Annotated in this window: 25 protein-coding genes; 12 read left to right on the top strand and 13 right to left on the bottom strand. The window is 41.6% G+C overall.

Annotation, left to right across the window (positions count from 1 at the left end; genetic code table 11):
• Nucleotides 1–252 precede the first annotated feature (252 nt).
• On the top strand, nucleotides 253–792 hold the full coding sequence (locus KO525_RS14870) for a gamma carbonic anhydrase family protein (protein ID WP_215964611.1): 540 nt from the start codon (nucleotides 253–255) through the stop codon (nucleotides 790–792).
• Nucleotides 793–880: 88 nt separating this feature from the next.
• On the opposite strand, the gene aroE is transcribed toward KO525_RS14870, so the two are convergent.
• Nucleotides 881–1,684, bottom strand: coding sequence for a shikimate dehydrogenase (gene aroE, locus KO525_RS14865; protein WP_215964610.1), 804 nt, complete (start codon nucleotides 1,682–1,684; stop codon nucleotides 881–883).
• Between the two features lie 12 nt (nucleotides 1,685–1,696).
• On the opposite strand from aroE, the gene KO525_RS14860 reads away from it, so the two are divergent.
• A complete protein-coding gene (locus tag KO525_RS14860) occupies nucleotides 1,697–2,140 on the top strand; it encodes a group II truncated hemoglobin (RefSeq protein WP_215964609.1) in 444 nt (147 codons plus the stop codon).
• A gap of 24 nt (nucleotides 2,141–2,164) precedes the next feature.
• On the opposite strand, the gene hemF is transcribed toward KO525_RS14860, so the two are convergent.
• The 6 genes from hemF to KO525_RS14830 all read right to left on the bottom strand — a co-directional run bounded on the left by hemF (nucleotide 2,165) and on the right by KO525_RS14830 (nucleotide 7,041).
• The gene (hemF, locus tag KO525_RS14855; RefSeq protein ID WP_215964629.1) at nucleotides 2,165–3,055 is read right to left on the bottom strand and encodes an oxygen-dependent coproporphyrinogen oxidase; all 891 of its coding nucleotides are present in this window, start codon (nucleotides 3,053–3,055) and stop codon (nucleotides 2,165–2,167) included.
• Nucleotides 3,056–3,068: 13 nt separating this feature from the next.
• A complete protein-coding gene (locus KO525_RS14850; protein WP_303521654.1) occupies nucleotides 3,069–3,641 on the bottom strand; it encodes an L-threonylcarbamoyladenylate synthase in 573 nt (190 codons plus the stop codon).
• A gap of 18 nt (nucleotides 3,642–3,659) precedes the next feature.
• Nucleotides 3,660–4,193 carry a type I DNA topoisomerase gene (locus tag KO525_RS14845; protein WP_215964608.1) on the bottom strand — a complete coding sequence of 178 codons (534 nt, stop codon included), beginning with the start codon at nucleotides 4,191–4,193 and terminating at the stop codon, nucleotides 3,660–3,662.
• An 88-nt stretch (nucleotides 4,194–4,281) separates the two neighbouring features.
• A complete protein-coding gene (locus KO525_RS14840; protein ID WP_215964607.1) occupies nucleotides 4,282–4,755 on the bottom strand; it encodes a DUF494 family protein in 474 nt (157 codons plus the stop codon).
• A gap of 30 nt (nucleotides 4,756–4,785) precedes the next feature.
• A complete protein-coding gene (gene dprA / locus KO525_RS14835) occupies nucleotides 4,786–5,862 on the bottom strand; it encodes a DNA-processing protein DprA (RefSeq protein WP_215964606.1) in 1,077 nt (358 codons plus the stop codon).
• A 48-nt stretch (nucleotides 5,863–5,910) separates the two neighbouring features.
• Nucleotides 5,911–7,041 (bottom strand): LysM peptidoglycan-binding domain-containing protein, encoded by a 1,131-nt coding sequence (locus KO525_RS14830; protein WP_215964605.1) that lies wholly within the window; start codon nucleotides 7,039–7,041, stop codon nucleotides 5,911–5,913.
• A 140-nt stretch (nucleotides 7,042–7,181) separates the two neighbouring features.
• Between KO525_RS14830 and def the strand changes: the two genes are divergently transcribed.
• The 5 genes from def to KO525_RS14805 all read left to right on the top strand — a co-directional run bounded on the left by def (nucleotide 7,182) and on the right by KO525_RS14805 (nucleotide 13,634).
• On the top strand, nucleotides 7,182–7,691 hold the full coding sequence (gene def, locus KO525_RS14825) for a peptide deformylase (RefSeq protein WP_215964604.1): 510 nt from the start codon (nucleotides 7,182–7,184) through the stop codon (nucleotides 7,689–7,691).
• 9 nt (nucleotides 7,692–7,700) lie between these two features.
• A complete protein-coding gene (gene fmt / locus KO525_RS14820; protein WP_215964603.1) occupies nucleotides 7,701–8,663 on the top strand; it encodes a methionyl-tRNA formyltransferase in 963 nt (320 codons plus the stop codon).
• Nucleotides 8,663–9,991, top strand: a complete 1,329-nt coding sequence (gene rsmB, locus KO525_RS14815; RefSeq protein WP_215964602.1) for a 16S rRNA (cytosine(967)-C(5))-methyltransferase RsmB — start codon at nucleotides 8,663–8,665, stop codon at nucleotides 9,989–9,991. Before fmt ends, rsmB begins: the two co-directional genes overlap by 1 nt.
• Before the next feature lie 27 nt (nucleotides 9,992–10,018).
• Nucleotides 10,019–11,395 (top strand): Trk system potassium transporter TrkA, encoded by a 1,377-nt coding sequence (trkA, locus tag KO525_RS14810; RefSeq protein ID WP_215964601.1) that lies wholly within the window; start codon nucleotides 10,019–10,021, stop codon nucleotides 11,393–11,395.
• Nucleotides 11,396–11,600: 205 nt separating this feature from the next.
• A complete protein-coding gene (locus KO525_RS14805; RefSeq protein ID WP_215964600.1) occupies nucleotides 11,601–13,634 on the top strand; it encodes a CotH kinase family protein in 2,034 nt (677 codons plus the stop codon).
• Here KO525_RS14805 and KO525_RS14800 read toward each other — a convergent pair.
• Nucleotides 13,624–14,805, bottom strand: a complete 1,182-nt coding sequence (locus tag KO525_RS14800; RefSeq protein WP_215964599.1) for an alpha/beta hydrolase — start codon at nucleotides 14,803–14,805, stop codon at nucleotides 13,624–13,626. The two genes, KO525_RS14805 and KO525_RS14800, sit on opposite strands and share 11 nt — an antisense overlap.
• Nucleotides 14,806–15,004: 199 nt before the next feature.
• On the opposite strand from KO525_RS14800, the gene KO525_RS14795 reads away from it, so the two are divergent.
• From KO525_RS14795 to KO525_RS14785, 3 genes are all read left to right on the top strand, one after another.
• Nucleotides 15,005–15,253 carry a DUF2164 domain-containing protein gene (locus tag KO525_RS14795; RefSeq protein ID WP_215964598.1) on the top strand — a complete coding sequence of 83 codons (249 nt, stop codon included), beginning with the start codon at nucleotides 15,005–15,007 and terminating at the stop codon, nucleotides 15,251–15,253.
• Between the two features lie 175 nt (nucleotides 15,254–15,428).
• Nucleotides 15,429–15,839, top strand: a complete 411-nt coding sequence (locus tag KO525_RS14790; protein WP_215964597.1) for an MAPEG family protein — start codon at nucleotides 15,429–15,431, stop codon at nucleotides 15,837–15,839.
• A gap of 148 nt (nucleotides 15,840–15,987) precedes the next feature.
• Nucleotides 15,988–16,797 (top strand): hypothetical protein, encoded by an 810-nt coding sequence (locus tag KO525_RS14785; RefSeq protein WP_215964596.1) that lies wholly within the window; start codon nucleotides 15,988–15,990, stop codon nucleotides 16,795–16,797.
• 58 nt (nucleotides 16,798–16,855) lie between these two features.
• Here the strand turns inward: KO525_RS14785 and KO525_RS14780 are convergent, their stop codons facing one another.
• From KO525_RS14780 to KO525_RS14760, 5 genes are all read right to left on the bottom strand, one after another.
• Nucleotides 16,856–17,857: a hypothetical protein gene (locus KO525_RS14780; protein ID WP_215964595.1), complete on the bottom strand. Its 1,002-nt coding sequence runs from the start codon at nucleotides 17,855–17,857 to the stop codon at nucleotides 16,856–16,858.
• Between the two features lie 55 nt (nucleotides 17,858–17,912).
• Complete coding sequence (locus KO525_RS14775) at nucleotides 17,913–18,599, bottom strand: hypothetical protein (protein WP_215964594.1); 687 nt, start codon at nucleotides 18,597–18,599, stop codon at nucleotides 17,913–17,915.
• Nucleotides 18,586–19,146, bottom strand: coding sequence for an RNA polymerase sigma factor (locus KO525_RS14770; protein ID WP_215964593.1), 561 nt, complete (start codon nucleotides 19,144–19,146; stop codon nucleotides 18,586–18,588). Before KO525_RS14770 ends, KO525_RS14775 begins: the two co-directional genes overlap by 14 nt.
• Before the next feature lie 228 nt (nucleotides 19,147–19,374).
• Complete coding sequence (locus tag KO525_RS14765) at nucleotides 19,375–22,608, bottom strand: efflux RND transporter permease subunit (RefSeq protein ID WP_215964592.1); 3,234 nt, start codon at nucleotides 22,606–22,608, stop codon at nucleotides 19,375–19,377.
• A gap of 9 nt (nucleotides 22,609–22,617) precedes the next feature.
• A complete protein-coding gene (locus KO525_RS14760; RefSeq protein WP_215964591.1) occupies nucleotides 22,618–23,649 on the bottom strand; it encodes an efflux RND transporter periplasmic adaptor subunit in 1,032 nt (343 codons plus the stop codon).
• 292 nt (nucleotides 23,650–23,941) lie between these two features.
• Between KO525_RS14760 and KO525_RS14755 the strand changes: the two genes are divergently transcribed.
• Both KO525_RS14755 and KO525_RS14750 read left to right on the top strand, forming a co-directional pair.
• On the top strand, nucleotides 23,942–25,105 hold the full coding sequence (locus tag KO525_RS14755; RefSeq protein WP_215964590.1) for a porin: 1,164 nt from the start codon (nucleotides 23,942–23,944) through the stop codon (nucleotides 25,103–25,105).
• 11 nt (nucleotides 25,106–25,116) lie between these two features.
• The gene (locus tag KO525_RS14750) at nucleotides 25,117–25,536 is read left to right on the top strand and encodes a phosphate ABC transporter substrate-binding protein (protein WP_215964589.1); all 420 of its coding nucleotides are present in this window, start codon (nucleotides 25,117–25,119) and stop codon (nucleotides 25,534–25,536) included.
• Nucleotides 25,537–25,590 lie beyond the last annotated feature (54 nt).

Below are 25,590 nucleotides of genomic sequence, written 5' to 3'. Positions count from 1 at the left end.
AAATCTTTTTGAAAGTTTTTTTCAAACTTCCTAGCCGATTTAGACGCCAATCCTGCTACTAAACATATTGTTTTGAGCGGTTGATGTCTCCCTGACAACGAGGACGCATTATAGAGATCATTTTCCGGCGCGCAACTACTTTTTACAAATAGTTTTCTGTTTGGCTATTATTGCTACAGAACGCATATTTATTGACTAATGTGGTCAAAAAGTGTGATATTTGAGGCTTATAAAGTGTAATTGAGGTTAACAATGAAAAACCTAAAATCTTATAACGATATACTTCCTACTATTTACGACCGAGTTTATGTTGATGAATCCGCAGTACTATATGGAGAAATCACTATTGGCGACGATTCTAGTATTTGGCCGATGGTTGCTGCTCGAGGTGACGTTAATTATATTTCTATTGGTAAACGTACCAATGTACAAGATGGATCGGTGCTGCACGTAACGAGAAAATCTAACAATAATCCCTTAGGCAACCCCCTAATAATAGGAGACGACGTAACAATTGGTCATAAAGCAATGTTACATGGTTGTAAATTGGGTAATCGTATTTTAGTTGGGATGGGCGCAATCATAATGGATGGTGCTGAAGTTGGTGATGATGTATTTATTGGTGCCGGTACATTAGTTCCGCCTAATAAAAAATTGGAGTCTGGTTTTTTATATGTTGGAAACCCGATGAAAAAGGCACGGCCTTTAAAACAAGTAGAACTCGACTTTTTGACCGTTTCAGCCAAAAACTACGTCTTACTCAAAGATGAGTACATAGAACAACATAGTTAGTCACAATACAGTGCCTCGATTAACACTACATATATAGAAGAATGCGCCACGTAAATAATGGCGCTACTCTGATATATGTATTTTTCTACTATAGATCTCGCAATACCTTGCGTATTTCCGTTGTGTCGGGAACGACGCCATGCCATATACGAAAGGATTCTGCTGCTTGTTCTATTAACATACCCAATCCATCAATCGTTAATGCTTTGGAATGCAGTTCAAGCCAGTTATTAAACAGAGTCTTTTCTTTTTTGTAACACATATCATAAGCAGCGACGGTGTTTTTGAAAACACTAGGGTCAATATCAGGAAGTTCACCCGTTAATGAACACGACGTTGAATTGATAACCACATCATAATTACCATCGAGTTCTGAAAAACCTTTGGCGACAACCGGAGCACCAGGCACTTTATCCACTATATGTTGCGCTTTAGATAGTGTGCGATTCGCAATTATCAGCTCTTTGGGTTGTTGGTCTAAAATACTCGCAACACTGCCTTTGCCTGCACCACCCGCTCCGATCAACAATACGCGACGACCTTTTAATTCAATACCGTGAAATAACAAGTCGCGAACAACGCCCTCGCCGTCGGTAGTATCACCCAATAATTTGCCATCTTTATAAGTTAAGGTATTTACCGCTTCGGCAAGCTTGGCGCGTGGTGATAGCTCGTCACAACTTGCAAACGCTTCATCTTTGAACGGCATAGTGACGTTAATGCCAATGCCACCAGCGTCAAAAAACGAATTTATCGTTGGTTTGAAATCACTAATTGGCGATAATAGCTTTTCGTATGTAAGCGCAATATCAAATTGCTTTGCAAAGTCTTGATGAATTATTGGAGACTTTGACTGTTCGATTGGGTTACCGATTACGGCAAACTTTTTCATTTGGGCTCGTAAATGTTAAAAAAATTGATGGATAAAATAGTGTCTAAAAAGCCACAACAAAACAAGTCTCATTTAAATATAAGCCATACCCCATACGATGTGATTGGCAATGACGGTGTTAAAAAGCTTGCCAATACCTTTTATGACATTATGGAAACCGACCTGCGGGCTAAAGAATTGTACGATATGCATCCAAAACCACTCGATGCGATCCGCGAAAAGTTTTATGAATTTTTAGTTGGTTGGACAGGTGGGCCGAATATCTTTATGGAAAAATACGGACATCCTCGCCTACGTGCCCGACATTTGCCGTTTTTAATTGACCAAAACCTGCGGGACCAGTGGATATATTGTATGAATACAGCGTTGGAACTCGAAGTAACGCAACCACAAGTTAAAGCGCATCTAAAAGATGCCTTTGCACAAATGGCTACGCATATTATTAATCAAGATTAAAACGGCAAAACAAGCTTGGTAAGACTACAACCACTCAATTGGTCGTAATACGTCATAGAGTTTGGCTTCTTCACTGCCTGCTTCTGGTGTGTATTGATATTCCCAGCGGGCAAGAGGTGGCATAGACATTAATATCGACTCAGTGCGCCCACCTGTTTGAAGGCCAAATAACGTACCTCGGTCAAATACCAAGTTAAATTCAACATAACGACCACGGCGATAAAGTTGAAATTGTCGTTGGCGGTCACCAAACTCTAGGTTTTTACAGCGATTGACAATTGGCACATACGCTTCACAAAATGAATGACCTATTTTTTGGGTAAACTCAAAACACTGTTCAAAGCCTAGTTCGTTTAGATCATCGTAAAATAGACCACCTACCCCACGAGTTTCGTCACGGTGTTTAAGGTAGAAGTATTCGTCACACCATTTTTTGTATTTTGGATAAACCGCCTCTCCATATTGATCACATACATCTTTAGCAGTCTGATGCCAATGTTTGATGTCTTGTTCGAACGGATAAAATGGCGTTAAATCATAACCCCCGCCAAACCACCAAACAGGTTCGGCACCTTCTTTTTCAGCAATAAAAAAGCGCACATTCATATGTGTAGTCGGGATATATGGATTATGCGGGTGAATAACTAAAGACACACCACAGGCATTGAAACTTCGACCTTGTAACTCTGGACGGTGTGCTGTTGCAGAAGCGGGCATATTAGCGCCAAATACATGGGAAAAATTTACACCGGCCTGTTCAAATACGTTACCGTTTTTAATTACGCGGCTTCGTCCGCCGCCGCCTTCTTCTCTAATCCACTGATCTTGCTCAAATTCAGTGCCATCAAGTGTCGAGAGTTGCTCACAAATTTGATCCTGCAGCGACATAAAAAATGATTTTACTTGGTCTAACATTGGTGAGTTCAATTTAAGTCCTTACTACTTCGCCTGTAAATGAATTAATAATGGTTGATGGCTGATCATAACCACCTAATGGCTCATCTACAATGTAACCAACTTGATCAGAAAATTGCAATGCAAGAGTAGCAACGTCAGTTATCGTGGGTTGCCCTGTTACATTAGCGCTTGTGGAGACGATCGCTCCACCAAACTCTTTGCACATGCGTTTCACAGTTGGATGATCGGTCACCCGAACTGCAATTAAATCGTGTTGTCCTGTAATCCACTTAGGTGCGTCTGGTGCGGCTGGTAGCAACCAAGTTGTTGGGCCTGGCCAACGAGAAATAATATCAGTACGCTTATCCATTGGGATTTTTTTATCATCAACAAACTTCAACAACTGGCCGTAATCATTCGCAATTAAGATTAATCCTTTTTCAATTGGCCTTTGCTTTATCTTTAGTAATTTTAATACCGCTAGTTCATTTTGCGGATCGCATCCCATGCCGTAAACCGCTTCTGTTGGATATACGATTACATCGCCATTTAATAGCGATGTTACTTCTGGAGAATGAGTAATTGTTGGATCTGGGGTGTTCACAGTAAAACCTCTACGGAATTAATCTACATACAGTTTACAAAACGGACATTGCTTTTCACCATCACCGGTATCAACAACAATTGGCCACTCGCATTTTAAACACGGTGTCGCTATTGGTTTTTGATTCACTAAATAGTCGCATTCCGGGTATTGATTACAGGCATAAAAACGATGACCTTTTTTATTAGTTCGCATGTGAAGTTCGCCCGAATCACATTTTGGGCAATCGACGGGTTCAAAATCGTCGTCGTCATCTTCTTTCACAAGAAAATCACATTCTGGGTAATTCATGCAACCAATAAACATACCATATTTACCCGACTTAACACCTAAGTCGCCCTCGCATTTTGGGCAACAGACTTCATCGAGAATACGTAACACTTGGACTTCAGACGACGTAGTTAAAGGACGTGTGTAATCACATGCTGGATAGGTAGTACAACCCAAAAACGCGCCTGTCGCGCCAGAACGAATGTGCAGTTCCGCATTGCATTTTGGGCAATAGTTCTTAGTTTCGGGTTGGTTATGTTGTAAGTCCGGATCGGATTCCATGAATTTTGTCGTATAGTCGGCAATATGCCGTGGATCTTAGTCACTCCACGGCGTAACGCAATAGTTTTCTGTGCAGATCGATGGAAGCTTAGTGAATTGCGCCCTCAGGCTCGTCAAAGACTAAGTTTTCCATCTGCTCAAATGCAGACTCTTTGCCAGGAACGTTAAATAGCACCATTAGAACCACCCACTTTAAGTCTTCTAAACAAATGTGTGTTTCTTCTAGTTCCATTATCCGATCGATGACCATTTCACGAGTTGCAACGTCCAGCAGATTAATCTGCTCTAAGAACAAAACGAAACCACGGCATTCAGTGTCGAGTTTCAACATTTCCTGCGGCGTGTAAATTCGATTCGAAATGGCGGTCTGCCCGTTGATAAACGGTGAAATGTCATTAGCCTGGAGATCAGCTAAATCTTCTAACCACATTAGCGCTTTGAAAATATCGTCATCATGAAAGCCCGCTTTTTTGAGTTCTTTTGTGAGTTCATCTTCATCAACCCAGATCTCAGCGCTGTCATTTACAATGTTTTCAAACAAATACAAAAGGATATCAAACATAAAAAGCCCCTTTGTTAATTATTATTTTCGTTAGATTGGTACTTTAATGTAGCCGCCTGGGACAGCTTCTACATAGCCCTGTATTTCCAATTCCAACATTTCAATTAACACCTCATCCACAGGCATATTGGAACGTTGGACAATGACATCTACCGGGGTAGTATCATGGTCAACACTAGCTAACAAATTAGGTCCTGCCAAGTGATTTTTTCTAACTTCTTTGCGACAGGGTGAAATCAAATACTCATTTACGATATCGGCTGCACCTGTAACCGGTTTAGCTCCTTGTTTAATCAACGAATTACAACCCTCACTCAATGGACTAAATGCGTTGCCAGGGACCGCAAAGACGTCTCTATTTTCTTCCATTGCAATTCGAGCTGATATTAATGAACCACTTTTAATGGCTGCTTCGACGACAACAATTCCTTTGCTGAGCCCGGCAATGATCCTATTTCTACGGGGGAAGTTATGCTGAATAGCTGGTACATCTGGGGGAAACTCCGACACTAAGCAGCCAAAATTTTTAATGCGTTCCGCTAAGTTGCAATGTCTTTTAGGGTAAATATTTTGCATTCCAGTCGCCATTACGGCAATTGTAGGTAAACCATTATCTAATGCCAATTTGTGAGCATCGCCATCAATCCCCACCGCTAGTCCAGAAGTAATCGTTACCGGCGTGTGTCGTAATCCGTCAATAAGATGGCTTGTCATTTGTCTACCGTAAGAAGATGGACTCCGAGAACCGACAAAGCCGATTTGGGTCGAATTTAAAACATCCACATTGCCCGCAACAAATAAGCCTATTGGCGGCCGACTAATTTGTTTTAGCAGTAGAGGGTATTTGGCATCCAATATCGAAATAAAACGGACTTGGTTGTGTATCATCCAATGCGCCATTCGCTCAGCCCATGGCCAATTAGGTGCGGAAAAATACTTCACATGACAGGCTTTCAGTGGGTAATGGCTTAATTCTTTGGGAGTCAACGTAAATACGTCTGTTGGGCTTGGTAATACGGCAGCAAGTGCTCTAAACGAGACTATACCAAATTGGGGGCACTTAATAAGTGCTAACCATCGGGTAAGTTGACTAAATTCGAGGTCCATCCTTGGCTCCTTTATGGCCCCACATCCTGCGGGGCGTAATGTATTTATCTATTCCGGCGTTTGAATTTTATCGCCAACATAAATAGGAATTGAATTCTTAATCACTATGCCATACGAAACGCGTTCATAAACTCTGAACAGCATGACTTGGCCAATTTTTTCGTAAGGCATGACATAGATGCCTTTATCTTCGTCACTTTGGAACCAATTTTTAACTTGGCCAACAAAGCGTTCATAACTGCTTGCGTCTTCTTGATACTTCGGACCCAACCCTTGATTCACAACAGTTGGAGACTGACGTCGAACATCAAAAATATGACCTGGTGCTACATCGTGCATAAAGCCTTTGTTTATTACGATAACGTCATATTTTGATACACCGGCAACATCCGAAGGTGTACCAATGATGGCACCTTCTAAGTCGTTCTCAATTGGTCGCATTTTAAAAAATGCAGGTAAATCCTGACCTTGCCTAATAGGCAATAAAACGTCACTGGCTTTCACTTCTTGTTTCGCCGACTCGATAGTCACTTTTGCAGGTACCCCATTATCTGGGTCGCCAGCATGTTCAAGTTTGGCAATCGCAACGAGTACCGCTTCATAACCTAAAATGTCATCGGTTTCAGGGTCGATGTATTTTTTACCTTTACGATAAATTGCAAATCGACGTTCTGCACCAAGGTCACCTTTAATATAGAGCATATCGCCAACAGTTGCGCGTTTGATCGCGCGATCTGTACCTAATACATATGGGAGCCCTTCAATCACATCTTCTTCTAGCGTTTGTTCATAACTCAAAAATGGGGCAATAGAATTTAAAGGAACCAATGGAATAGGTTCGTCACGTTTATGCGAAACACGTTTTTGCGGTGACATTTTTAGTACACGTTTACCCATGATCAACACAGGTTCACCTGATGCGGTGTATATAAGTTGTAAGTTATCGCCTGGATAAATTAAATTTGGATTTGAAACCTGCGGATTCATTTTCCACAATTCCGGCCACTTCCATGGATCTTTCAAGAACAAACTTGAAATATCCCATAGGGTGTCCCCCTTTTTAACGACATATTCGCTAGGCGCGTCAGACTTAATTCGCAGCGTTTCAGCATAACTTGCTGTTGCTGACAAACCTAAAAATACAATTACGCTAACAAGTTGGCGAAGGAAATTAGCCATCCGCAGATCCCTTTTATAAAAATTAACTAACTTATACTTAATGTAAGCCAATATTTGTTTTGGCTTTAATCTGTTAATAGTGATCGTAAACAGGTAAAATTACAAGCTAATCATGGTATTTGGCAAGGTAACTACTAGTTATGGCAATTTTAGATGTATTACGTTTCCCTGACGAACGTTTACGCACAGTCGCGACCCCTGTCGCAGAAGTAAATGAAGAAATCAAACAACTCGTCGACGATATGTTCGAAACAATGTATGACGAAAATGGCGTTGGCCTAGCTGCTTCGCAGGTTGATCAACATGTAAGACTCTTTGTCGCTGATACGTCTGAAGAGCGTGATGAACCCCTAACGTTCATCAACCCAGAAATCATTGCCCGTGACGGCATGGTCATTAATGAAGAAGGCTGTTTGTCTGTGCCAAATTGTTACGCCAAAGTCGAACGTTCTGAAACCGTTACGGTTCGTGCGTTAGACAAAGATGGCAGTGGATTTGAAATGGATGCAGAAGGGTTATTGGCTATTTGTATTCAACACGAACTAGACCACTTAGATGGCAAATTGTTTGTTGATTATCTGTCACCTTTAAAGCGTGACCGCATCAAGAAAAAACTTGAAAAAGAAAGCCGTTTAGCCGCTAAAGGATAAGCAGAGTCAATGTCAGGTAACAATTTGAATATCATTTTTGCGGGAACTCCTGAGTTTGCCGCCCAACATTTGTCTCATTTAGTCGAGCAAGGTTATAACATTGTTGCTTGTTATACTCAGCCAGACCGTCCAGCGGGACGCGGTAAAAAACTGCAACCAAGTGCCGTAAAGCAAGTTGCCTTAGCGCATGATATTCCTGTATGTCAGCCGCCATCATTAAAAACCGATGACGCATTAACTGAATTAAACGCTTGGAATGCCGACTTAATGATCGTCGTGGCTTATGGTCTTCTATTACCCAAAGCAGCATTAGACGCGCCTAAACTTGGTTGCATCAATGTCCATGGCTCTATCTTGCCTAAATGGCGCGGTGCTGCGCCAATTCAACGTGCCGTATTAGAGGGTGACGCTGAAACTGGCGTTACAATTATGCAAATGGACATTGGGCTTGATACCGGCGACATGCTGTTAGTTGAGACTTGCCCTATCGAATCAACCGACACCAGCGGCAGCGTCTACGAAAAACTTCAAAACATTGGCCCTTCAGCATTGATAAAAGCCGTAGACGCCATTGCTGAAAACAATGTAACTCCGATAAAACAAAATGACGACGAAGCCACTTACGCTCATAAATTAACGAAGCAGGAAGCTGAGATTAACTGGCTTGAACCTGCCGCCGTTATTGAACGTAAAATTAGAGGTTATCAACCTTGGCCTGTAGCCTATGCAAATTTAAGTGGCAATGTCGTTAAAATTTGGCAAGCAGCGGTTTCCCCAGAAAACTCAGGGAAAAACGCCGGCGATGTCATCTCGGCCGATAAATCTGGTATTTCGATCCAAACCGGCGACGGTGTTATATCTATCCAAAGTCTGCAACCACAGGGCAAAAAACCAATGTCAGCAGGCGATTTTGTTAATGGTCGCCTTGAATGGGTTGCCCCTGGAACTTCATTATTAACTCAGGCGGACTAATGTCAAAAGCCAGCAAAAATGTTCGCGCCGAAGCCGCTCGCTGTTTACTAGCGGTGTTAGATAAAGGTCAGTCTTTATCAGACGTCTTACCCCAAGCACAAATAAATGTTGGCGAGAAAGACGCTGCCTTATTACAGGAAATGTGTTTTGGTACCATTCGACATTTTGCTCGTTACGATGCGATCTGCCATCAACTATTAACCAAAAAGCTCAAGGGTAAACAACGGGTTTTTCATCATCTAGTTATCGTTGGCTTATATCAGTTAGAACATATGCGGATCCCAGAACACGCCGCGGTGGCCGAAACGGTTCAAGCTGCGGTTTCACTAAAAGCACAGGGACTAAAAGGCTTAGTTAACGCTTGTTTACGTAACTTTATGCGAAACAAAGACGTTTTACTGAAAAAAACCGCGAACCCTGTTACTGAATACAATCATCCGTCTTGGTTTATTAAACGCATTCAAGCAGCCTACCCTGAACAATGGCAAACCATTCTTGAGCAAAATCTACAACGTGCGCCAATGTGGCTGCGTGTTCATACCTCAAATAAACCGGTAACTGAATTTTGTACTGCACTTGATGACGCTAAAATTGAATACGAAGTACATCCACACAACCCAACCGCAATTCGTTTGTTAGCACCAAAACCCGTTGATAAAATTCCGGGATTTGACCAAGGTTGGTTTGTGGTTCAGGACGCTGCTGCACAAAACGCAGCGCGATTGTTAGGTGCTTGTGATAATGAACATGTACTCGATGCCTGTGCCGCCCCTGGTGGTAAAACCTGCCATGTGCTCGACACCGCAAAAGTAAATATGGTGGCAGCCGACATTGACGAAACTCGTTTAAGCCGAGTACAGGAAAACCTAACAAGGTTAAAACTTGAAGCTCAATTAGTATGCGGAGATTTGTCCGATCCTAAAACCCTTGAGTCATTTGAGCAATTCGACAGCATTCTATTAGACGCGCCATGTTCTGCTACTGGGGTTATACGTCGTCATCCAGATATCAAATGGTTAAGACGCAACGAAGATATTGAGCAACTCAGTACGCTCCAAGCTAATATTTTACAAACCATGTGGGATAAGCTAAAACCAGGCGGCACATTATTATATGCCACTTGTTCTATACTTCCGGATGAAAATAAATTGCAGATGCAACAATTTTTAACGACTCACGCTGACGCGATTCTCGTGCCAATCGTTAATCAAGGTCATTCTGACGAACAAAGTTTGAATGAGACAGTCGACAACCCAGGCTGGCAAATTTTACCGGGTGAGCATAATATGGACGGGTTTTATTACTGCCGTTTGAAAAAATCACAATAAAAAAGAATAGGTCACAAAAGCTAAATCATGAAGATCATAATACTCGGCGCAGGACAAGTTGGTGCTACGTTAGCGGAAAACCTAGCAGGTGAAGAAAATGAAATCACCCTGGTAGATATCGATGCTGACGCACTACATCAGTTGCAGGACAAATATGATCTCCAAGTGGTTGTTGGTCACTGTTCTTACCCCGACGTATTGCGTCAAGCGGGAGCTGAAGACGCAGACATGCTCATTGCCGTAACCCGCAGTGACGAAGTCAATATGATGGCCTGCCAAGTAGCGTATAGTATTTTTAATACCCCGACCAAAATAGCCCGAATTCGCTCACAGCAATATTTAGAATACAAAGAACAACTCTTCCATAACCATGACTTACCTGTAGACCATTACATCGCCCCAGAGCAATTAGTCACGCAGTATATCCGCCGTTTAATTGAATATCCGGGCGCTTTACAGGTACTTGAGTTTGCAGAAGGTAGAGTCAGTTTAGTTGCGGTAAAAGCCTACTATGGTGGCTCACTTGTGGGTTACGCCTTATCGGCATTAAAAGAACATATGCCGTCGGTTGAAACTCGTGTTGCCGCAATATACCGTAAAGGTAAAGCAATCCGCCCACTCGGGACAACGGTCATTGAAGCCGATGATGAAGTGTTTTTTGTAGCGGCGTCAAAACACATTCGTTTAGTTATGAATGAATTACAAAAGCTAGAACAAAGCTATAAACGGATCATGATTGTTGGCGGCGGAAACATAGGCTCTGGACTCGCCCGATTATTAGAAAAAGATTATCGTGTAAAGTTAATCGAACTTGACCCCAAACGCGCCGAAGAACTTTCCCAGTCGCTTGAAAACACGGTTGTCTTTACCGGCGATGCGTCAGATCAAGAATTGCTATCTGAAGAACAAATTGAACAAACCGATGTCTTTATCGCAGTTACAAACGACGATGAAGCCAACATTATGTCTGCCATGTTGGCCAAACGCATGGGCGCCCAAAAAACCATGGTATTGATCCAACGTAGCGCCTATGTTGACTTAGTCCAAGGTAGTGAAGTCGATATCGCAATCTCACCGCAACAAGCGACAATTTCAGCACTTTTAACTCATGTTCGCCGAGCTGATATCGAAAATGTATACTCACTTCGCCGCGGTGCAGCCGAAGCCATTGAAGCGATTGCCCACGGTGACGAAAGCACTTCTAAAGTCGTTGGTCGCTCAATCCAAGAACTGAAATTGCCACCTCGTACAACTATTGGGGCCATCGTAAGGGGTAACGAAGTGCTCATTGCTCATGACAATAGGGTTATTGAAAGTAATGACCATGTGATCTTATTTTTAGTTGATAAAAAATACATTAGTGAAGTTGAAAAATTATTCCAAGTGAATGCTTTCTTCCTCTAACCTGTGTTAATTTTTGCTTTGCTTTGCTTTGCTTTGCTTTGCTTTGCTTTTCATTTTAAACATGGCAACAGTGGTAACACACTGTTTATATTGAATATTGCGCTAATACGACCGTTGGTTAATAGCTGAATACGTATGTACCTATTTGCCAACGGCCCGTTCTGTCTCTAGGGTTGAATAACTCTATTCTTGCGTAGGTTACCCAATGACTGGTAAACCATTAAGACACTTCCTTGCCTGCCTTTTATTGCTCATCTCAAATGTAACTATAGCGGTTGAAGATACAAGCTTTCTAGCTCAAGCCGACCACAAATATGTATTTGATATCAATGCCTTGCCCTCAATTACCCTAACCTTTTCCGACGACGAATGGCAGAGCCTTTTACAATCAAGTCGCGAAGTTCCATATGAGGTGCCTGCCGATTTTTCATTTGATAAAAACGGTACCGTCACGCAACTCACTTCGGTTGGCGTAAAACTAAGTGGCAATACCAGCTTTGTTTTACCAGACGACGGTAATGGCCAATATCGTCAAGCTCATTTTTCTTTAGATTTTGACGAATTTGTCGACAAACAAACCTTTTCAAAGTTAAGTAAATTACGCCTTAAACGTTTCCATAACGATCCAACATTTGTTCATGAACCCCTTAGTAATCAGATCATGCATAACTTTGATTTGTGGACCGCACACTCGTCTACATATGCCCGTTTGTTCATTAAAGTGGGCGCCGCAAATACTGCCTATTTTGGTGTTTATCGAATGAATGAAAGTGTTAACCGAAAAGAGTATATCGATAAGCGCTTTGGTACTGATAATGACAAAGGTTTTTTGTGGCAAGGTAACCACAAAGGGTTTGGTGCAGCGCTTTTTTCAAATATTCAGGAAAATTGGCAAGGCATCGACGTTAACGACCAAGCGACCTTTGAATTTAAAGGTAAAGACGATGACTTTGAACAAGCTAAATCACAACTTATAACTATCGCGAATAACTTCACGCAATTGAGCGGCAACGAGTTTAAGCTTTATATCGAACAACATTTGGATATCCCTGTATTTCTTAAATTTCTGGCAGCGGAGGCTGTTTTAGGACATTGGGACGGTTTTTGGGGCAATGGCAATAACTACTACTTTTATATCGACGAATCCGAAGTGGTTTATTTTATTCCATACGACACCGACAATGCCCTTGGAACGTCCCTGTTAGTTGGAGATGTTGGCAGTCGGAACCCAATGAACTTTGCCGCTCATAGCCCTATTTTAGTTGAGAAAGTATTGGCCATCGCGCAGTACCGTACCGAGTTTAAAGCTCTCCTGGCCCAATTGGTAAACCAAGACAACTTAATGACCGAGCATTATTCAACACGCTGGATTAGTGACGCTCACCAACTTATTCAATATAGTTTGCTCAATGACACAGGTGACAACCAACAGATTACCGATGAACCCGCTTATTGGGGCAATCAAAGTTCTTATCGTTTATTCGACTTTAGCTCAGGTAAAAACTGGTATACAACTCGTAAATCGGCCGTGTTAAGTGGTATTAAGTCTGACGACCACATTTATCCATCACTTTATTTTCGTGGTGTAACCAATCAATGGGGCACGACGCCTATGATTGAAATAGAAGACAATATTTGGCAAGTCACGGTAAATAATAATGAAGCTACAAACGCCACGGGCGTGCCTAGATTTAAATTTGATGTTTACGCCGATTGGAGCACAAGTTTTGGTGACAGCAATACCGATGGCATTGCTGAATTAGGCGGCGATTCAATCCCATTTGATGATGGCTTTGGCGAATACCTCATTCAATTCAATGCTTTTACTGGCGCCTATACGATGTTCAGAACAGACAAACCAAACGTCGCGCCAACCGCCAACGCAGGCCCCGATTTAACGGTTACTGTGGGTGAGTCGGTGCAACTTGATGGTTCTGCGTCGAGCGACCAAGATGGCCAAATTATCCAATTTGTTTGGTCAATTGGTGCTGAAGGTGAAACGACTATTGTTGAATTTGTACAAACCGGTGTATTTGACGTGACCTTAACTGTAACCGATGAACATGGTGCAACCGCAACAGATAAAGTCACTATCACAGTCAATGCTATACCCGATGAGCCTAAAAAATCAGGCTCGGCCAATTTATCTTTCTCTGTTCTACTATTGCTTGTGTTATTCGTGGCCGTCCGACGCAGATGTGGCGTTGAACGTCACGAATACCAACTCACTAATTTTTAGAAAACTGCGAAGCAAATCTTGGAAAACGCTCAGACCAAGACGCTTCACAATGCCGGCCTAAGTCATCTTTTACGGTTGTGAGAGATGCACCATTTGTCAGTTTTGCGTTAAGTAATTGCGTCAATTTATCAAACTTTGCATAATCGCCATACTCACCTAACCCCATGTCAGTATAAATAACGACATCATCTATCTGATTTACCTGTTCAATAGCTTGGAATAAAACGTTAACGCCCTCTTCATTTTCAATACCCAACGACGGCGAAAACGCCCCGATATAGCCAAATATATTACTGTAATTTAGTGCAGAATAAATTGCCATCAAGCCACCTAAACTTGACCCCGCTATGCCTGTGGTCTTTTTACCCACTTGAGTACGGTATTTGTCATCAATCAAAGGCTTTAATGTTTGCGTGATAAATTTCATAGTCTGCTCCCCCTCAGCTTCAAATACATCGTCACCATATTGAAACTTCCAAGGACTATATTCGTTCATTCGTCGAGGGCCATTATCTATCGCAATCACAATAAACTCACTAAGTTGCTGCTCGGTGAACATTTGCTGCAGCGTCTCGTCAACTTGCCATTCACCACTGTATGACGTTTTTTTGTCAAATACGTTTTGTCCGTCCATCATATAAAGCACTGGAAATGCCGTGTTCGACTCAGCTTGATAGCTCGGTGGCAAATAAACCCAAACATCACGTTTTGTTTGTAGCTGAGGAAAATCAATATCAATAAGTTTTTCAATATTGCCCACCAGCGAGGAAGTTAATGGTTCTGTTGGTTTATCTCCGCCCCAGGCTGGGAAGCCATTTTCAACGATATTCAATCCAGCCTCAGGATTATAGGAAAACTGACACATGCCTTTACCGTATGCTTGAGCTGGACCATGTTGCCATGATTGGTTTTTGATAAAGGTATAAAATAACGGTTTTTCAGAAACTGGGATTTCAACACGGTAAAACTCACCCTCTAGTTTCATCGCATGTTTGCTTTCAAACTTCCAATCGCTAAAGTTTCCTACGATATGAATTTCGTCTGCCGGTGCCGTCGAATCTGGCGCTTTAAGCATAAAGGTTACTGTTGCGGATTTTGGCTCAAAAATGCGGATCCCAAAGACCACGACAATCAGCGTAATAACAATCGTCATTCCGTATTTTATTTTCATAAATATCCTAAGTCAGTATGTTTAAAAAGCCTTCTTAAAAGCTGTTGTTTTTAATTAACATTGTGTTTGAGCCGGTATTCAAAACTAAAAGCGTACCCAATGTTAGATGAATACGTATGAAATTGATCTAACATTAGTAAACAGCTCATGAAATAATAAAGCGACTAGTAAAACGTATTCGACATAGAAGAGGTCATTAATGAGTAATATAACGTTCAAAAAATCTGAACAAGAAATCATAATTAGCAAGATCCAAAACTACTTTGAGTCACAGCTTGATCAAGAAATTGGGCAATTTGAAGCTGGCTTTTTACTCGATTTTTTTGCTGAGCAAATAGGTGATCACTTTTATAACCAAGGATTGACAGATGCACGAGCCATCATTTCTGAAAAAGTCGCGACAATAGATGATGAACTATATGCCATTGAGAAAATAACAGATATTTAACACTCACCAATTGGCTCAATTGGCGATAATGCGTTGCCACTAAAACGCTTAACAACAATAAGTACACACCTGAATGTACCTCGAATAAAACGAGTATTTGAATATATTGAATATTTACCGCATCCTTATGCTCAAACGTCGAAATCATTTTTAAAAATTTACAATGGAAATCAATATGGAACTCGTTTACCCAATGTTTGTGATGGTATTACTTACTGCCGTCGTCGGTGTTTTTACCGCTGTTATCAGGATCAGAGGCGCCTATGCAGGCAAAGTCGACCCTCGTTATTTCAAATTAATGGGGAAATACGATATTCCAGATGACATTGCCAAATTTGGTCGTAACTTTGACAATCTTTTTGAAGTACCCGTTTTGTTTTATGTCGCTAGCGTTACTGCTCTTGCTTTAAATATTTCCCATGTCTATTTGACGGCTTTTGCTTGGGCGTTTGTCGCCTTTCGATTAATCCACAGTGCAATCCACTTAACGTACAATCACCCGATTCACCGATTTTTTGCTTTCATCATGTCTTTTAACTGCACTATAGGGATGTGGTTAGTGATCGTATTAAATCTAGGTAGCTAGATAAACCATTCTCTAGCTACCTAGAAACTCGACGCTGTTTATCAGTTAATTTGGGTATTAGTTGATTCCATTTCAAATCACACCTATAAAACGTTTATAGGTAAACGCAAATGTGCTATTTGTGACGTTTAAAGTGGCGGAAGGTTGAATGAAAGAAATGTTATACGACATTAATAGCTTGGCGATTGCATCTTCATTGTTTGTTTCAATGGCAGTCGCCATTGAGTGTGGTTTTCGAATAGGTCGTCGGCCTGCAATTAAGGCGAATGATGCCAGTAAGGCTCAGGTCAGTGCAATCCAATCCTCTTTGTTAGGGATATTAGCGCTGTTACTTGGTTTTACCTTCTCGCAGTCGTTGCAACGATTTGACGCTAGGAGCAATGCAGTACTCGATGAAAGTAACGCAATTCATAACGCCTTTATTCGAGCCGACCTTTTACCTCAGGAAAGTCAATTAAAAGCCAAACAATTGCTTATCGCATACACCAACAATCGTACTGAAGCGGGTAATGTCAGTATGGTAAATGAAGACAAAAGAGAATCTTTTGTTACTGAAGCTAAGGAATTACAAAACCAATTGTGGATTTTAGCAACTGAGATCCAAACTTCTACAGCCGGAGCCATAAGAACAGGTTCGTTTACTGATGCCATTGGCAAACTAATGCAGGTATTCCATGTTCGAGATTCGGCACTTAATCGCCACGTTCCTGAAATTGTGCTTATGCTGCTCTATGGGACTTTTTTAATGACCGGAAGCATTGTCGGTTATGTATCGGGCTTGTCTGGTACCCGCACAACCTATAGTGCATATGTCATGGTGGCGCTAATTGTGTCGTTGGTTTTTGTGATCGTCGACCTTGACCGACCAAGACGTGGGTTAATTGAAATAGACCAATCGCCGATTCTAAATTTGCAGGCCGATATGGCGGATTATGCTAGAACGTTAGTTAAACCCTAAAACTAAGCGATATAATCCATTCAGTAGGGAGTTTTGTGCTCCCTACTGAATCTTAGTTTTAAAGACTGTATTGCACTGCTTTGGTTAACAAATCAGTCGCCGTAATATCACCATCTGCACATTTATATATTGATGGCATATCAAATATGTACAAGCGGTCGCTGCGTCCTTTTAGATTAAATGTGATGTGTTCACCTTTGGCTAATGACCGCAACCCTCCACCAAAATCACAGACCGCCTGACTTATCGCGGTTTCAGTTACTTTAATGCGAGCATTAAGTTGTGCGATCTGTTTTTCGCGCATCTCACTTGCCTTTTTTTGAAGTAATTCAGCCTTACTGCTGATTTCTTTTGCGACGTTGGTCAAGTTTTCAGACTGTTGTTTCATTTCGGCTTCTAACTTAGCGATTTTCTTTTTATTGTCAGCACTTGCGTTAAGTTCTTGTTGATACTCAGCGTCACGTATTTTTCGTTCAATATCACGTACGTTTCGCTCCAGTTTACGGGCTTCTCGTTCCAATTCTCGGCGTTGTTTTTCCAATTCGTTTTGTTCCGCACGACCTTCACTGCGCTCTTGGCTCGAACGATGAGACCAATCCATTTCAGAATAAAACTCCATTTGAACTTCCGCCATATCCATTGCCAACTCTACCGCTTCCATCGTTGACTCTTCAATCCTATCGACGTCATCTTCTGATAAAGGTGCGCTACTTCTAATAATGGGTGGAATTGGCGGTACAGGAGCAATTGGCGCAACACTATGATGACCCCTACTAAAGCTATAACTCACCCCATGGCGAGACCCTATGGTAAATACCATTCCTTGGTTTGCCAGATATATACCCTCCACGTCACTGCTGCGGTGACTGCGACTGTTACGACTATTTTCATTACCATTGATGGCGGTTTTAATAATCGTGGTCATGATGTTTAGGTCACGTTTCACACTTTTCAATTTTTTCTCAGACAAGTCCTGTGCTTGAACTGCTGAGCTAAAACTTAGACCTAATAACAGACTTGCTAACGTGGCTTTTTGCAAAAGTTTATTTTGTTTTTTCATGATCATTTCCGTTTCTAAATAATTAAGGTAAATAAGCGATGGTTTACCTCAATGCCTACTCGGTTACTTGCTGTTCTGACGCGTCGTTATAGTCAGACTTTCTTAAATTTCGTTCGTTTTGCTGTGACGCCAGGCGGATGTTGTAATTCACATCACTAAACTGTTGTCGCAAATAGCGCATGTCGTCCTGTCTTTGTTGTTGAATGACCCGAACCACATCTTCTATGTCTTCTTTACGCTCAAGGCGGCTATTTGCAACCAGATAACTTGCCAGTTGTGCCGTATCATTTTGTTGCTTTAGGCTTAAATCATCCATTCTGGCATTAATAACTTCATTATTTTTCTCGGCCAATTGGACAAACTGCTGTTCCAACCAGGCCTGTTGAGATTGGTCATTTATCACCAATTCTTGACCATTACTGGTATTAACTAAACGCACATCAAATAACATAATAAGACAGGCAAATATTGAAAAGCTAAGCGCAACAAGTGACGTCCCTTGACGTTGCCACCACGACGGTTTTGCCAAATATTGGTCAAAACCTTTGTCCTTACGCCACTTTGGTACATCGACCGACTCTGACAGATTGTCAGCCATCTCAAGCATCTCGTTATGCACAGCCATTCGTTGCGACCACAAAGGCGCTTGTTTCAGACTGGCCAGTTGGTCAGAGGTCAATGTCTTGCCTTCCAACCAATAATCAAATAGTTCGGCTAAATTTGCTTCTTCAGGCTGCGTCATACGAGTCCTCCAGTAACACTTTTAATTTATCTAATGCAGTATAAAAACGCGATTTCACTGTGTTGGTCGAAACCCCGAGTTGTTGGCCAATAGTGTCAAACGTTTGGCTTTGAAATACCTTTAGCTCAACGATTAATTTCTGTTCAAATGGCAATGATTTCATTACGGTCAATAGCTGTTTTCGCGACTGAGAATTCCCCAAAGCCAATTCAGGACAGCTATGTTCAGGCTCGGCGTCCATGTGCTGCAATTCGCTTTCGTCAGCAAACCATTTCCGACGGCGGTAAAACTCGATGCAACGAAAGTGAGCTATTTTAAGCACCCAGGTCTTAAAGCTGCTGTCTCCACGAAAGTCAGATAAACTGCGGCACACAGAAATAAATGTTTCCTGCATTACATCCATTGCATCATGTTGATTACTCGTCATACGAAGTGCGTAGAGATAGACATTTTTTTCGTATCTATCGACTAACTTACGCCATGCCGATTGGTTGCCTTTGAGGGCTTTCTCGATCAACTTATCGTCTGTTTGTTGAAATAGTGACAAATCGCCCTCGCAAATTATTAAATGTCATTGATATAAACCATCGCTTTGTCTCATCTTAATAGTCGATGCAAGTTTGCAGATAGTTTTAATTTATTTAATTTTTTTTGCAAAAGGTGAGGATTGGGATAACTGCATGAGAATAAACAGAGGGAAGCACGAGTAACTTCCCTCTGTAGTCCATGAGTCTCGCTCATCATTCATATATTGAGCGTTTGATAGTTTGCGGTCTTAAACGGCGTGTTTTTTTAACGCATTTCGGTAATAGGCAACCGGAATAACGATTAACGTTAATATCGACGATACAGCGATACCAAAAATCAATGATACAGCTAACCCTTTAAAAATAGGATCCGATACGATAAACGTTGCACCAATCATCGCCGCAAGTGCGGTTAATATAATTGGTCGTGCGCGCATTTGAGCTGACATAATTACCGCTTGTTGCAGGGCCACTCCCTGTTCAATTTGAGACTCAATAAAGTCCACCAGCAAAATAGAATTCCGAACAATAATACCAGCAAGGGCTATCATGCCGATCATTGAAGGCGCTGTAAATTTTGCCGCCATTAACCAGTGCCCTGGGAAAATACCAATAACTGTTAGCGGAATGGGTGCCATGATAATCAATGGCATCATATAATTTTTGAACTGCGCGACGATGAGCAAGTATATAAGCACCAGACCGACAGAATACGCGATTCCCATATCCCTAAACGTTTCATAGGTAATTTTCCATTCACCATCCCACTTGATCGCTTCGCGATAGGCTTGCTGTGGTGCTTGGGTGTATAGCCAATTAGTTTCACCATTTTGCTCATCAAAGTTTGCCTGCGCTGCAAACATACCGTAAAGCGGGCTGTCTGTTTCTCCAGCCATATCCGCTACAACATAAATCACGGGACGCATATCTTTGTGGTAAATAGCGCCTTCGTCGTTCACTTCGACAAGCTCGATGAATTCACCGATAACAACACTTTCACCATTTGGCAGTTGAATTTTAGTATTCAGCCAGCGATCGCGGTCTGTCAGATAACTATCACCCGTTGACACAATAATTGGAATTGCCGTAATCCCTGGTTGGTCATGCAAATACGCCACAGGTTGTTCTGTTAAAAGAAGGCCTAGTACTGATTGTATTTGCTGTTTTGTAATACCAAAATACTGAGCTTTAGAATTATCGACTACTATCTTTAATCTGACATGCGGTGCGGCAATACTCGTATCCGTATCGACAATTTCAGGTGTATTGGCTAAAACTCGTTCTAACTTAGTCGCCGTTTCACGTCGACGCTCTGCGTCTGGTCCGTAAACTTCAGCAACCAACGGGGCTAATGTTGGAGGCCCAGAAGGTTGTTCAACAATTTTAATATTCGCACCAAGCTTTGTCGCTATTGGTAACAAAGTGGCTCGCAATAATTTTGCAATATCATGACTGCCCAAATCTCGTTGGCCTTTATCAAGAATATTGATATTAATTTCACCTAAATGCGGTTGTTGGCGAAGATAATATTGACGCACTAAACCATTAAAATCGATAGGCGCGTTCACACCGGCATATAACTGAAAATCAACCACCACTGGGGCCTTTCTTAATGGATCTGACAATTGTTGCAGTGCACTTAAAGTATCTTCCAGCGTTGTGCCTTCCGGCATATCAACAACGACGGACAAACTTGATTTGTTGTCAAACGGCAACATTTTTAATAATACTTGGCCTCCGACTGGTAAAATCATCACCACAAACATCAAGCTCACTATGCCGACAAATAGCAACCATTGGTTGCGCAACGCGCGTTTATGGCTAACAAATAGCGACAAAATGTTGGAGGCGAATAAACCAATTCGATCATGTTCTTCATGTCCGCTTGCTTTATGTTCTTCCGAAGTTTCTTCACTATCTGGGATTGCATCGTCACTAGGCGCGTCAGATTTAAACCAACGCAGTGCGAGCCAAGGCGTAATGGTGAATGCGATAATAAGCGATAACAACATTCCTGTACTGGCATTAATTGGAATAGGACTCATATAAGGGCCCATTAAACCAGACACAAACGCCATAGGTATAAGCGCAGCCATAACTGTAAATGTTGCTAAGATCGTAGAGCTACCGACTTCGTCAATGGCTTTTGGAATGAGCACCTTTAAAGGTTCCATGGGGAACAATTGTTGACGTCGATGTATGTTTTCAATAACAACAATGGCGTCGTCGACTAAGATCCCGATAGAAAATATGAGAGCAAACAGGGATATTCGATTAAGTGTAAAGCCCCACACCCAAGATGAAAATAAAGTAATTAATAATGTTAGACCAACCGCAACGCCTACAATTAACGCAGCTCGTTTCCCTAAGGTTAAAAAGACTAAAACAACCACCGCTAAGGTCGCAAATAATAGCTTTTGAATTAGCTTATTGGCTTTTTGCTGTGCGGTAAAGCCACTATTTCGCGACACATTTACTGTAACGCTGTCTGGGATAATACGACCTTTTAAATCCTCTATTGTGAGCAAGACCGCATTGGCCACATCTATTGCATTTTCACCTTCTTGCTTGGCGATACTAATGCTAACCGCGGTATTGAGTTGGTTAACATCCGTTGAACCACCACCGTGCCCAAACTGTACATATTGATTGGGTTTACCAACCGTTAAACTCACCGATGCAATGTCTTTAAGTAATACCAGATGACCATCTAGTTGACTCACCACTAAACCGGCGACGTCATCTACATGATTAAAATGCTGACCTAACTCAACCTGCACTTGTCTCGCGTCTGTCTGAATTGGGATCAATCCCTGACGGCCAGAAAATTGTTGTATTGCCGCAATTACCGTAGATATATCTATTTGGTGCCCCGCCGCTTTAACCGGGTCAAAAACCACTTTTACGACTGACGAGCTACCACCACTGACTTTAATATTGCGACTGCCTGGCACACGCTGCAAGACTTGAGCGACAGTATTGGCAATATGCCCTAGGTCATTTTGATTGGTTGTTAAATCATTACTAAATAAGGTTAATGACAAAATCGGGACGTCATTTATGCCACGGGCTCTTACTACTGGCGGATTAATATTAAGTGAAGCAGGCCAATGTAACTCGGTCATCACTTGATTCCATGACTTAACCAACGCTTCTTGGCGTTTAATACCGACTTTAAATTGTACGGTAATCACAGCGTTGTCTGCCATAGATGTGCTATATACGTGGTCAACACCAGCGATCTGCGCCATCGCGTTTTCAGCTTTTGTAGAAATGAGCGTTTCTACTTCACGCGCACTGTATCCCGGTGCCGATAGATAAACGTCGACCATAGTGACATCAATTTGAGGATCTTCTTCTTTTGGCGTAATGAGTATCGCCACAACCCCTAAGATCACGATTAACAATGCGACGATAGGTGTTATTGGATTATTTTGTGCTAACTTTGCAACTCGGCCTGAAATGCCCATTTTGTCTTTCATGTTGTCCTCCTACTGACCAGACAAATTGGTTTTCTGCAGTGGCGCAGACAAGGCAGATGAGCCATTTGTTGCAACAATATCGCCGGTAACTAATCCAGAAATCACTTCTAGTTTTCCATCATGATTTTTGCCAACTCTTATTTGACGAAGAGTAAAGCCGTTAGACTGCTTAACAAACACCGCTACGAGATCCCCTTGATAAACAACAGAAGAGGAAGGAATCGTGATCATTTTTTTTGGCCCGATATCCACGCCAACTTTGATAAAACTACCAGGTCTCATCGAAAATTCTTGCTTACTGATATTGGCGCGAACCAAAACAGTATGGTTATATTTGTTGGCGCTCGGGGCAATTATAGGATCACTAAGCGCTATCCAAGACTTGTTTGCTTGCTGAACCCAAATTTGCTTACTGTCTTCAATGTATTCAATTAACCGCTGTGGCACTTGCGCAACAACTCGGTTTTGGTCGATAGAAAAACCTGTCAACAATGGCGAGCCGACTAATGCCGTTTCACCGGCTTCAATATGCCGAGCAACAACTACTCCAGAATAAGGCGCAATGATTTTGGTGTAGGACAATCTCAAGTTTGATTCGTCGACTTGAGCTTGATAAAACTGTAATTGACCAAACGCTTTGTCCTTGTTGGCCTGTGCTGCAGTCAATGCACTCTCACTTACAAAGCTGCTGTCTTTTAGATCTTGCAACCGCTTTAGTTCTGATTGTGCTTGAATTAATGCAGCTTCAGCTATGTTAACACCGGCAACAGCCTGTGCTAAGTTGGCTCGAATTTCAGTATCATCTAATTCGACAAGCAAGGTGTTTTCCGCAACATAATCGTCAACGTCAACATGAATCGCAGTGACTTTAGCGTTTACTAATGCCTTAATTGTTGACTGATTAATTGCTTCAATGGACCCATCCACCATTTGTAAATTAGGAACCGTTATCTCAGCGACCAGTGATGTTTGGATCTCCGTAGCCCATGTCGAATGACTTAATAAAATCCAAACTAACCCTAACGACGTTAATACTTTCATTGCAAACCTCAGCTCTGTAAATCCATATTAATGACAGTAAATATCATTAACGCATAATAAATTTAGACTATACCAACCATTATATTAGATTTTACTAATATAACAAGTAGGAAAATACCTAATCACCCAGATGGAACTGACTCCCAGTTAAACTATAGCCCTAAAAAATAACAGCCACTTAACAATTTCGATCTAATTTCTTGAATAATAATAAATAGTAGTCTTGACTTAATTAGGCACAGATAGATTGTCTGTTGGCCATTAGCTAACTATTAACATTAGGTAACTAATAATGAATAACTCTGTAAAATTTATAACGGCGACTGCATTGGCGATAAGTTCACTATCCAGTCAGGCAGAAGTGCGAATTAACGGCTTTGCTTCTATTGTTGCAGGTACATCCATGGACGAGGACAAATCTTTATATGGTTACGATGATACATTGTCATTTAAGCCTGAAAGTCTATTTGCACTGCAAGTCTCATCAGACTTAGGTGACGGACTCTCAGCGACATCTCAAATTATTGCTCGTGGAGAAAACGACTATGATGCAACATTTGAATGGGCGTACTTTAGTTACGCAATTTCAGATTCTACCCAATTAAGTGTTGGACGAATGCGGATCCCATTTTATCGTTATTCTGACTACCTTGATGTAGGTTATGCCTACACTTGGGTTCGTCCGCCAAAAAGTGTTTATAACTTAACGTTTTCTACCTATGACGGAGCAAGCTTGCTCTATACCAGCACGATGGGAGAGTGGGATTCTAGCTTACAATTAATTGTTGGGTCTTTTGAAGGCAGCGTGAATGTTTTAAGTGATGACGACCCTGCAAAGCTTAGTAATATGTATGGTATTAACTGGACGGTTGGCAACTATTGGTTGACCGCTAGGGCCGTTTATATGCAGGCAGATGCTTCAATAAGCTTTGTTAACGATCCGGACCCAACTCAGCAGTTAAACCAATTTGTTGGATTGCTCGGGGCGATTGGTGCAACCGATGCAGCCAATGGCCTTTTAATTGAAGAAGATGATGGTTCCTTTTTGGGAATAGGCGTATCTATCGATTATGAAAACTTCTTGATAGATTCAGAATTTACCCGAGTAGAAGTTGAAGACACGCTTATCGCGACACAAAATCAATATTACATTTCTTTTGCTTATCGGTTTGATGAATGGACTCCGTATATCTCATTTGAACACCGCAAGGATGAAAATGATGATGACTACAGTGCCGGATTGCCCACCGACCTAAATCTAGGTGGTGGTCCAATAGACGTGCGAGCTGCGTATCAAGCAACATTAACAAGCCAAGAAACAGAAAATGATGTTTTTTCAGTGGGTGCTCGTTATAACTTCCACCCTTCCGCCGCATTAAAGTTTGATTATACCAAAAGAGAGAGACAAACTTCTGATGCGAGTGCCTTGTCTGTCGGTTTAGACTTAGTCTTTTAGGAGTAATTAGCATGAAAAAATTATTAAAATTATCCATTGCTTGTTTTGCTCTGCTTGCATCAACCGCAAGTTTCGCTGAAATAGCTGTTATTGTGCATCCATCTAATAATGCAGAACTTGACTCAAATGCGATCTCCAGATTGTTCTTAGGGAAATTAAAATCCTTTCCCGGTGGCGACCAAGCTGTTCCGATAAATTTGAGTGAATCGAGTGCACAGACCAAGGAGTTTAATAAAAATGTGCTTAAGAAATCCGGTAGCCAATTAAAAGCCTACTGGTCAAAATTGGTTTTTACCGGTAAAGGCACACCTCCGAAAGCTTTGAATAGTGACGCTGAAGTTATCGGACTCGTAAGCTCGAATCCCAATATCATTGGTTATATCGACGCGGCATCAGTAACCGGTGACGTTAAAGTGATAGCTAAGTTTTAAACGTGTTTCATTCCTGTATTAAAAGGCACTCATCGAGTGCCTTTTATTTTTCTG

The sequence above is a fragment of the Psychrosphaera sp. B3R10 genome, from assembly GCF_018861025.1.
GTDB lineage: Bacteria > Pseudomonadota > Gammaproteobacteria > Enterobacterales > Alteromonadaceae > Psychrosphaera > Psychrosphaera algicola.
The sequence above is the reverse complement of the archived record's forward strand: the minus strand, read 5'-3'. Positions and strand labels throughout refer to the sequence as shown.

Excerpts from the sequence above, each read along its gene's own strand:
- KO525_RS14800 (WP_215964599.1), bottom strand. The coding sequence starts at position 14,805 with ATGAAAATAAAATACGGAATGACGATTGTTATTACGCTGATTGTCGTG.
- KO525_RS14845 (WP_215964608.1), bottom strand. The coding sequence starts at position 4,193 with ATGGAATCCGATCCGGACTTACAACATAACCAACCCGAAACTAAGAAC.
- KO525_RS14785 (WP_215964596.1), top strand. The coding sequence starts at position 15,988 with ATGAAAGAAATGTTATACGACATTAATAGCTTGGCGATTGCATCTTCA.
- dprA (WP_215964606.1), bottom strand. The coding sequence starts at position 5,862 with ATGGACCTCGAATTTAGTCAACTTACCCGATGGTTAGCACTTATTAAG.
- KO525_RS14765 (WP_215964592.1), bottom strand. The coding sequence starts at position 22,608 with ATGAAAGACAAAATGGGCATTTCAGGCCGAGTTGCAAAGTTAGCACAA.
- KO525_RS14795 (WP_215964598.1), top strand. The coding sequence starts at position 15,005 with ATGAGTAATATAACGTTCAAAAAATCTGAACAAGAAATCATAATTAGC.
- KO525_RS14790 (WP_215964597.1), top strand. The coding sequence starts at position 15,429 with ATGGAACTCGTTTACCCAATGTTTGTGATGGTATTACTTACTGCCGTC.
- KO525_RS14870 (WP_215964611.1), top strand. The coding sequence starts at position 253 with ATGAAAAACCTAAAATCTTATAACGATATACTTCCTACTATTTACGAC.
- KO525_RS14830 (WP_215964605.1), bottom strand. The coding sequence starts at position 7,041 with ATGGCTAATTTCCTTCGCCAACTTGTTAGCGTAATTGTATTTTTAGGT.
- KO525_RS14805 (WP_215964600.1), top strand. The coding sequence starts at position 11,601 with ATGACTGGTAAACCATTAAGACACTTCCTTGCCTGCCTTTTATTGCTC.
- KO525_RS14860 (WP_215964609.1), top strand. The coding sequence starts at position 1,697 with ATGTTAAAAAAATTGATGGATAAAATAGTGTCTAAAAAGCCACAACAA.
- KO525_RS14760 (WP_215964591.1), bottom strand. The coding sequence starts at position 23,649 with ATGAAAGTATTAACGTCGTTAGGGTTAGTTTGGATTTTATTAAGTCAT.
- KO525_RS14775 (WP_215964594.1), bottom strand. The coding sequence starts at position 18,599 with ATGACGCAGCCTGAAGAAGCAAATTTAGCCGAACTATTTGATTATTGG.
- trkA (WP_215964601.1), top strand. The coding sequence starts at position 10,019 with ATGAAGATCATAATACTCGGCGCAGGACAAGTTGGTGCTACGTTAGCG.
- def (WP_215964604.1), top strand. The coding sequence starts at position 7,182 with ATGGCAATTTTAGATGTATTACGTTTCCCTGACGAACGTTTACGCACA.
- fmt (WP_215964603.1), top strand. The coding sequence starts at position 7,701 with ATGTCAGGTAACAATTTGAATATCATTTTTGCGGGAACTCCTGAGTTT.
- rsmB (WP_215964602.1), top strand. The coding sequence starts at position 8,663 with ATGTCAAAAGCCAGCAAAAATGTTCGCGCCGAAGCCGCTCGCTGTTTA.
- KO525_RS14755 (WP_215964590.1), top strand. The coding sequence starts at position 23,942 with ATGAATAACTCTGTAAAATTTATAACGGCGACTGCATTGGCGATAAGT.
- aroE (WP_215964610.1), bottom strand. The coding sequence starts at position 1,684 with ATGAAAAAGTTTGCCGTAATCGGTAACCCAATCGAACAGTCAAAGTCT.
- KO525_RS14780 (WP_215964595.1), bottom strand. The coding sequence starts at position 17,857 with ATGAAAAAACAAAATAAACTTTTGCAAAAAGCCACGTTAGCAAGTCTG.
- KO525_RS14750 (WP_215964589.1), top strand. The coding sequence starts at position 25,117 with ATGAAAAAATTATTAAAATTATCCATTGCTTGTTTTGCTCTGCTTGCA.
- KO525_RS14840 (WP_215964607.1), bottom strand. The coding sequence starts at position 4,755 with ATGTTTGATATCCTTTTGTATTTGTTTGAAAACATTGTAAATGACAGC.
- hemF (WP_215964629.1), bottom strand. The coding sequence starts at position 3,055 with ATGTTAGACCAAGTAAAATCATTTTTTATGTCGCTGCAGGATCAAATT.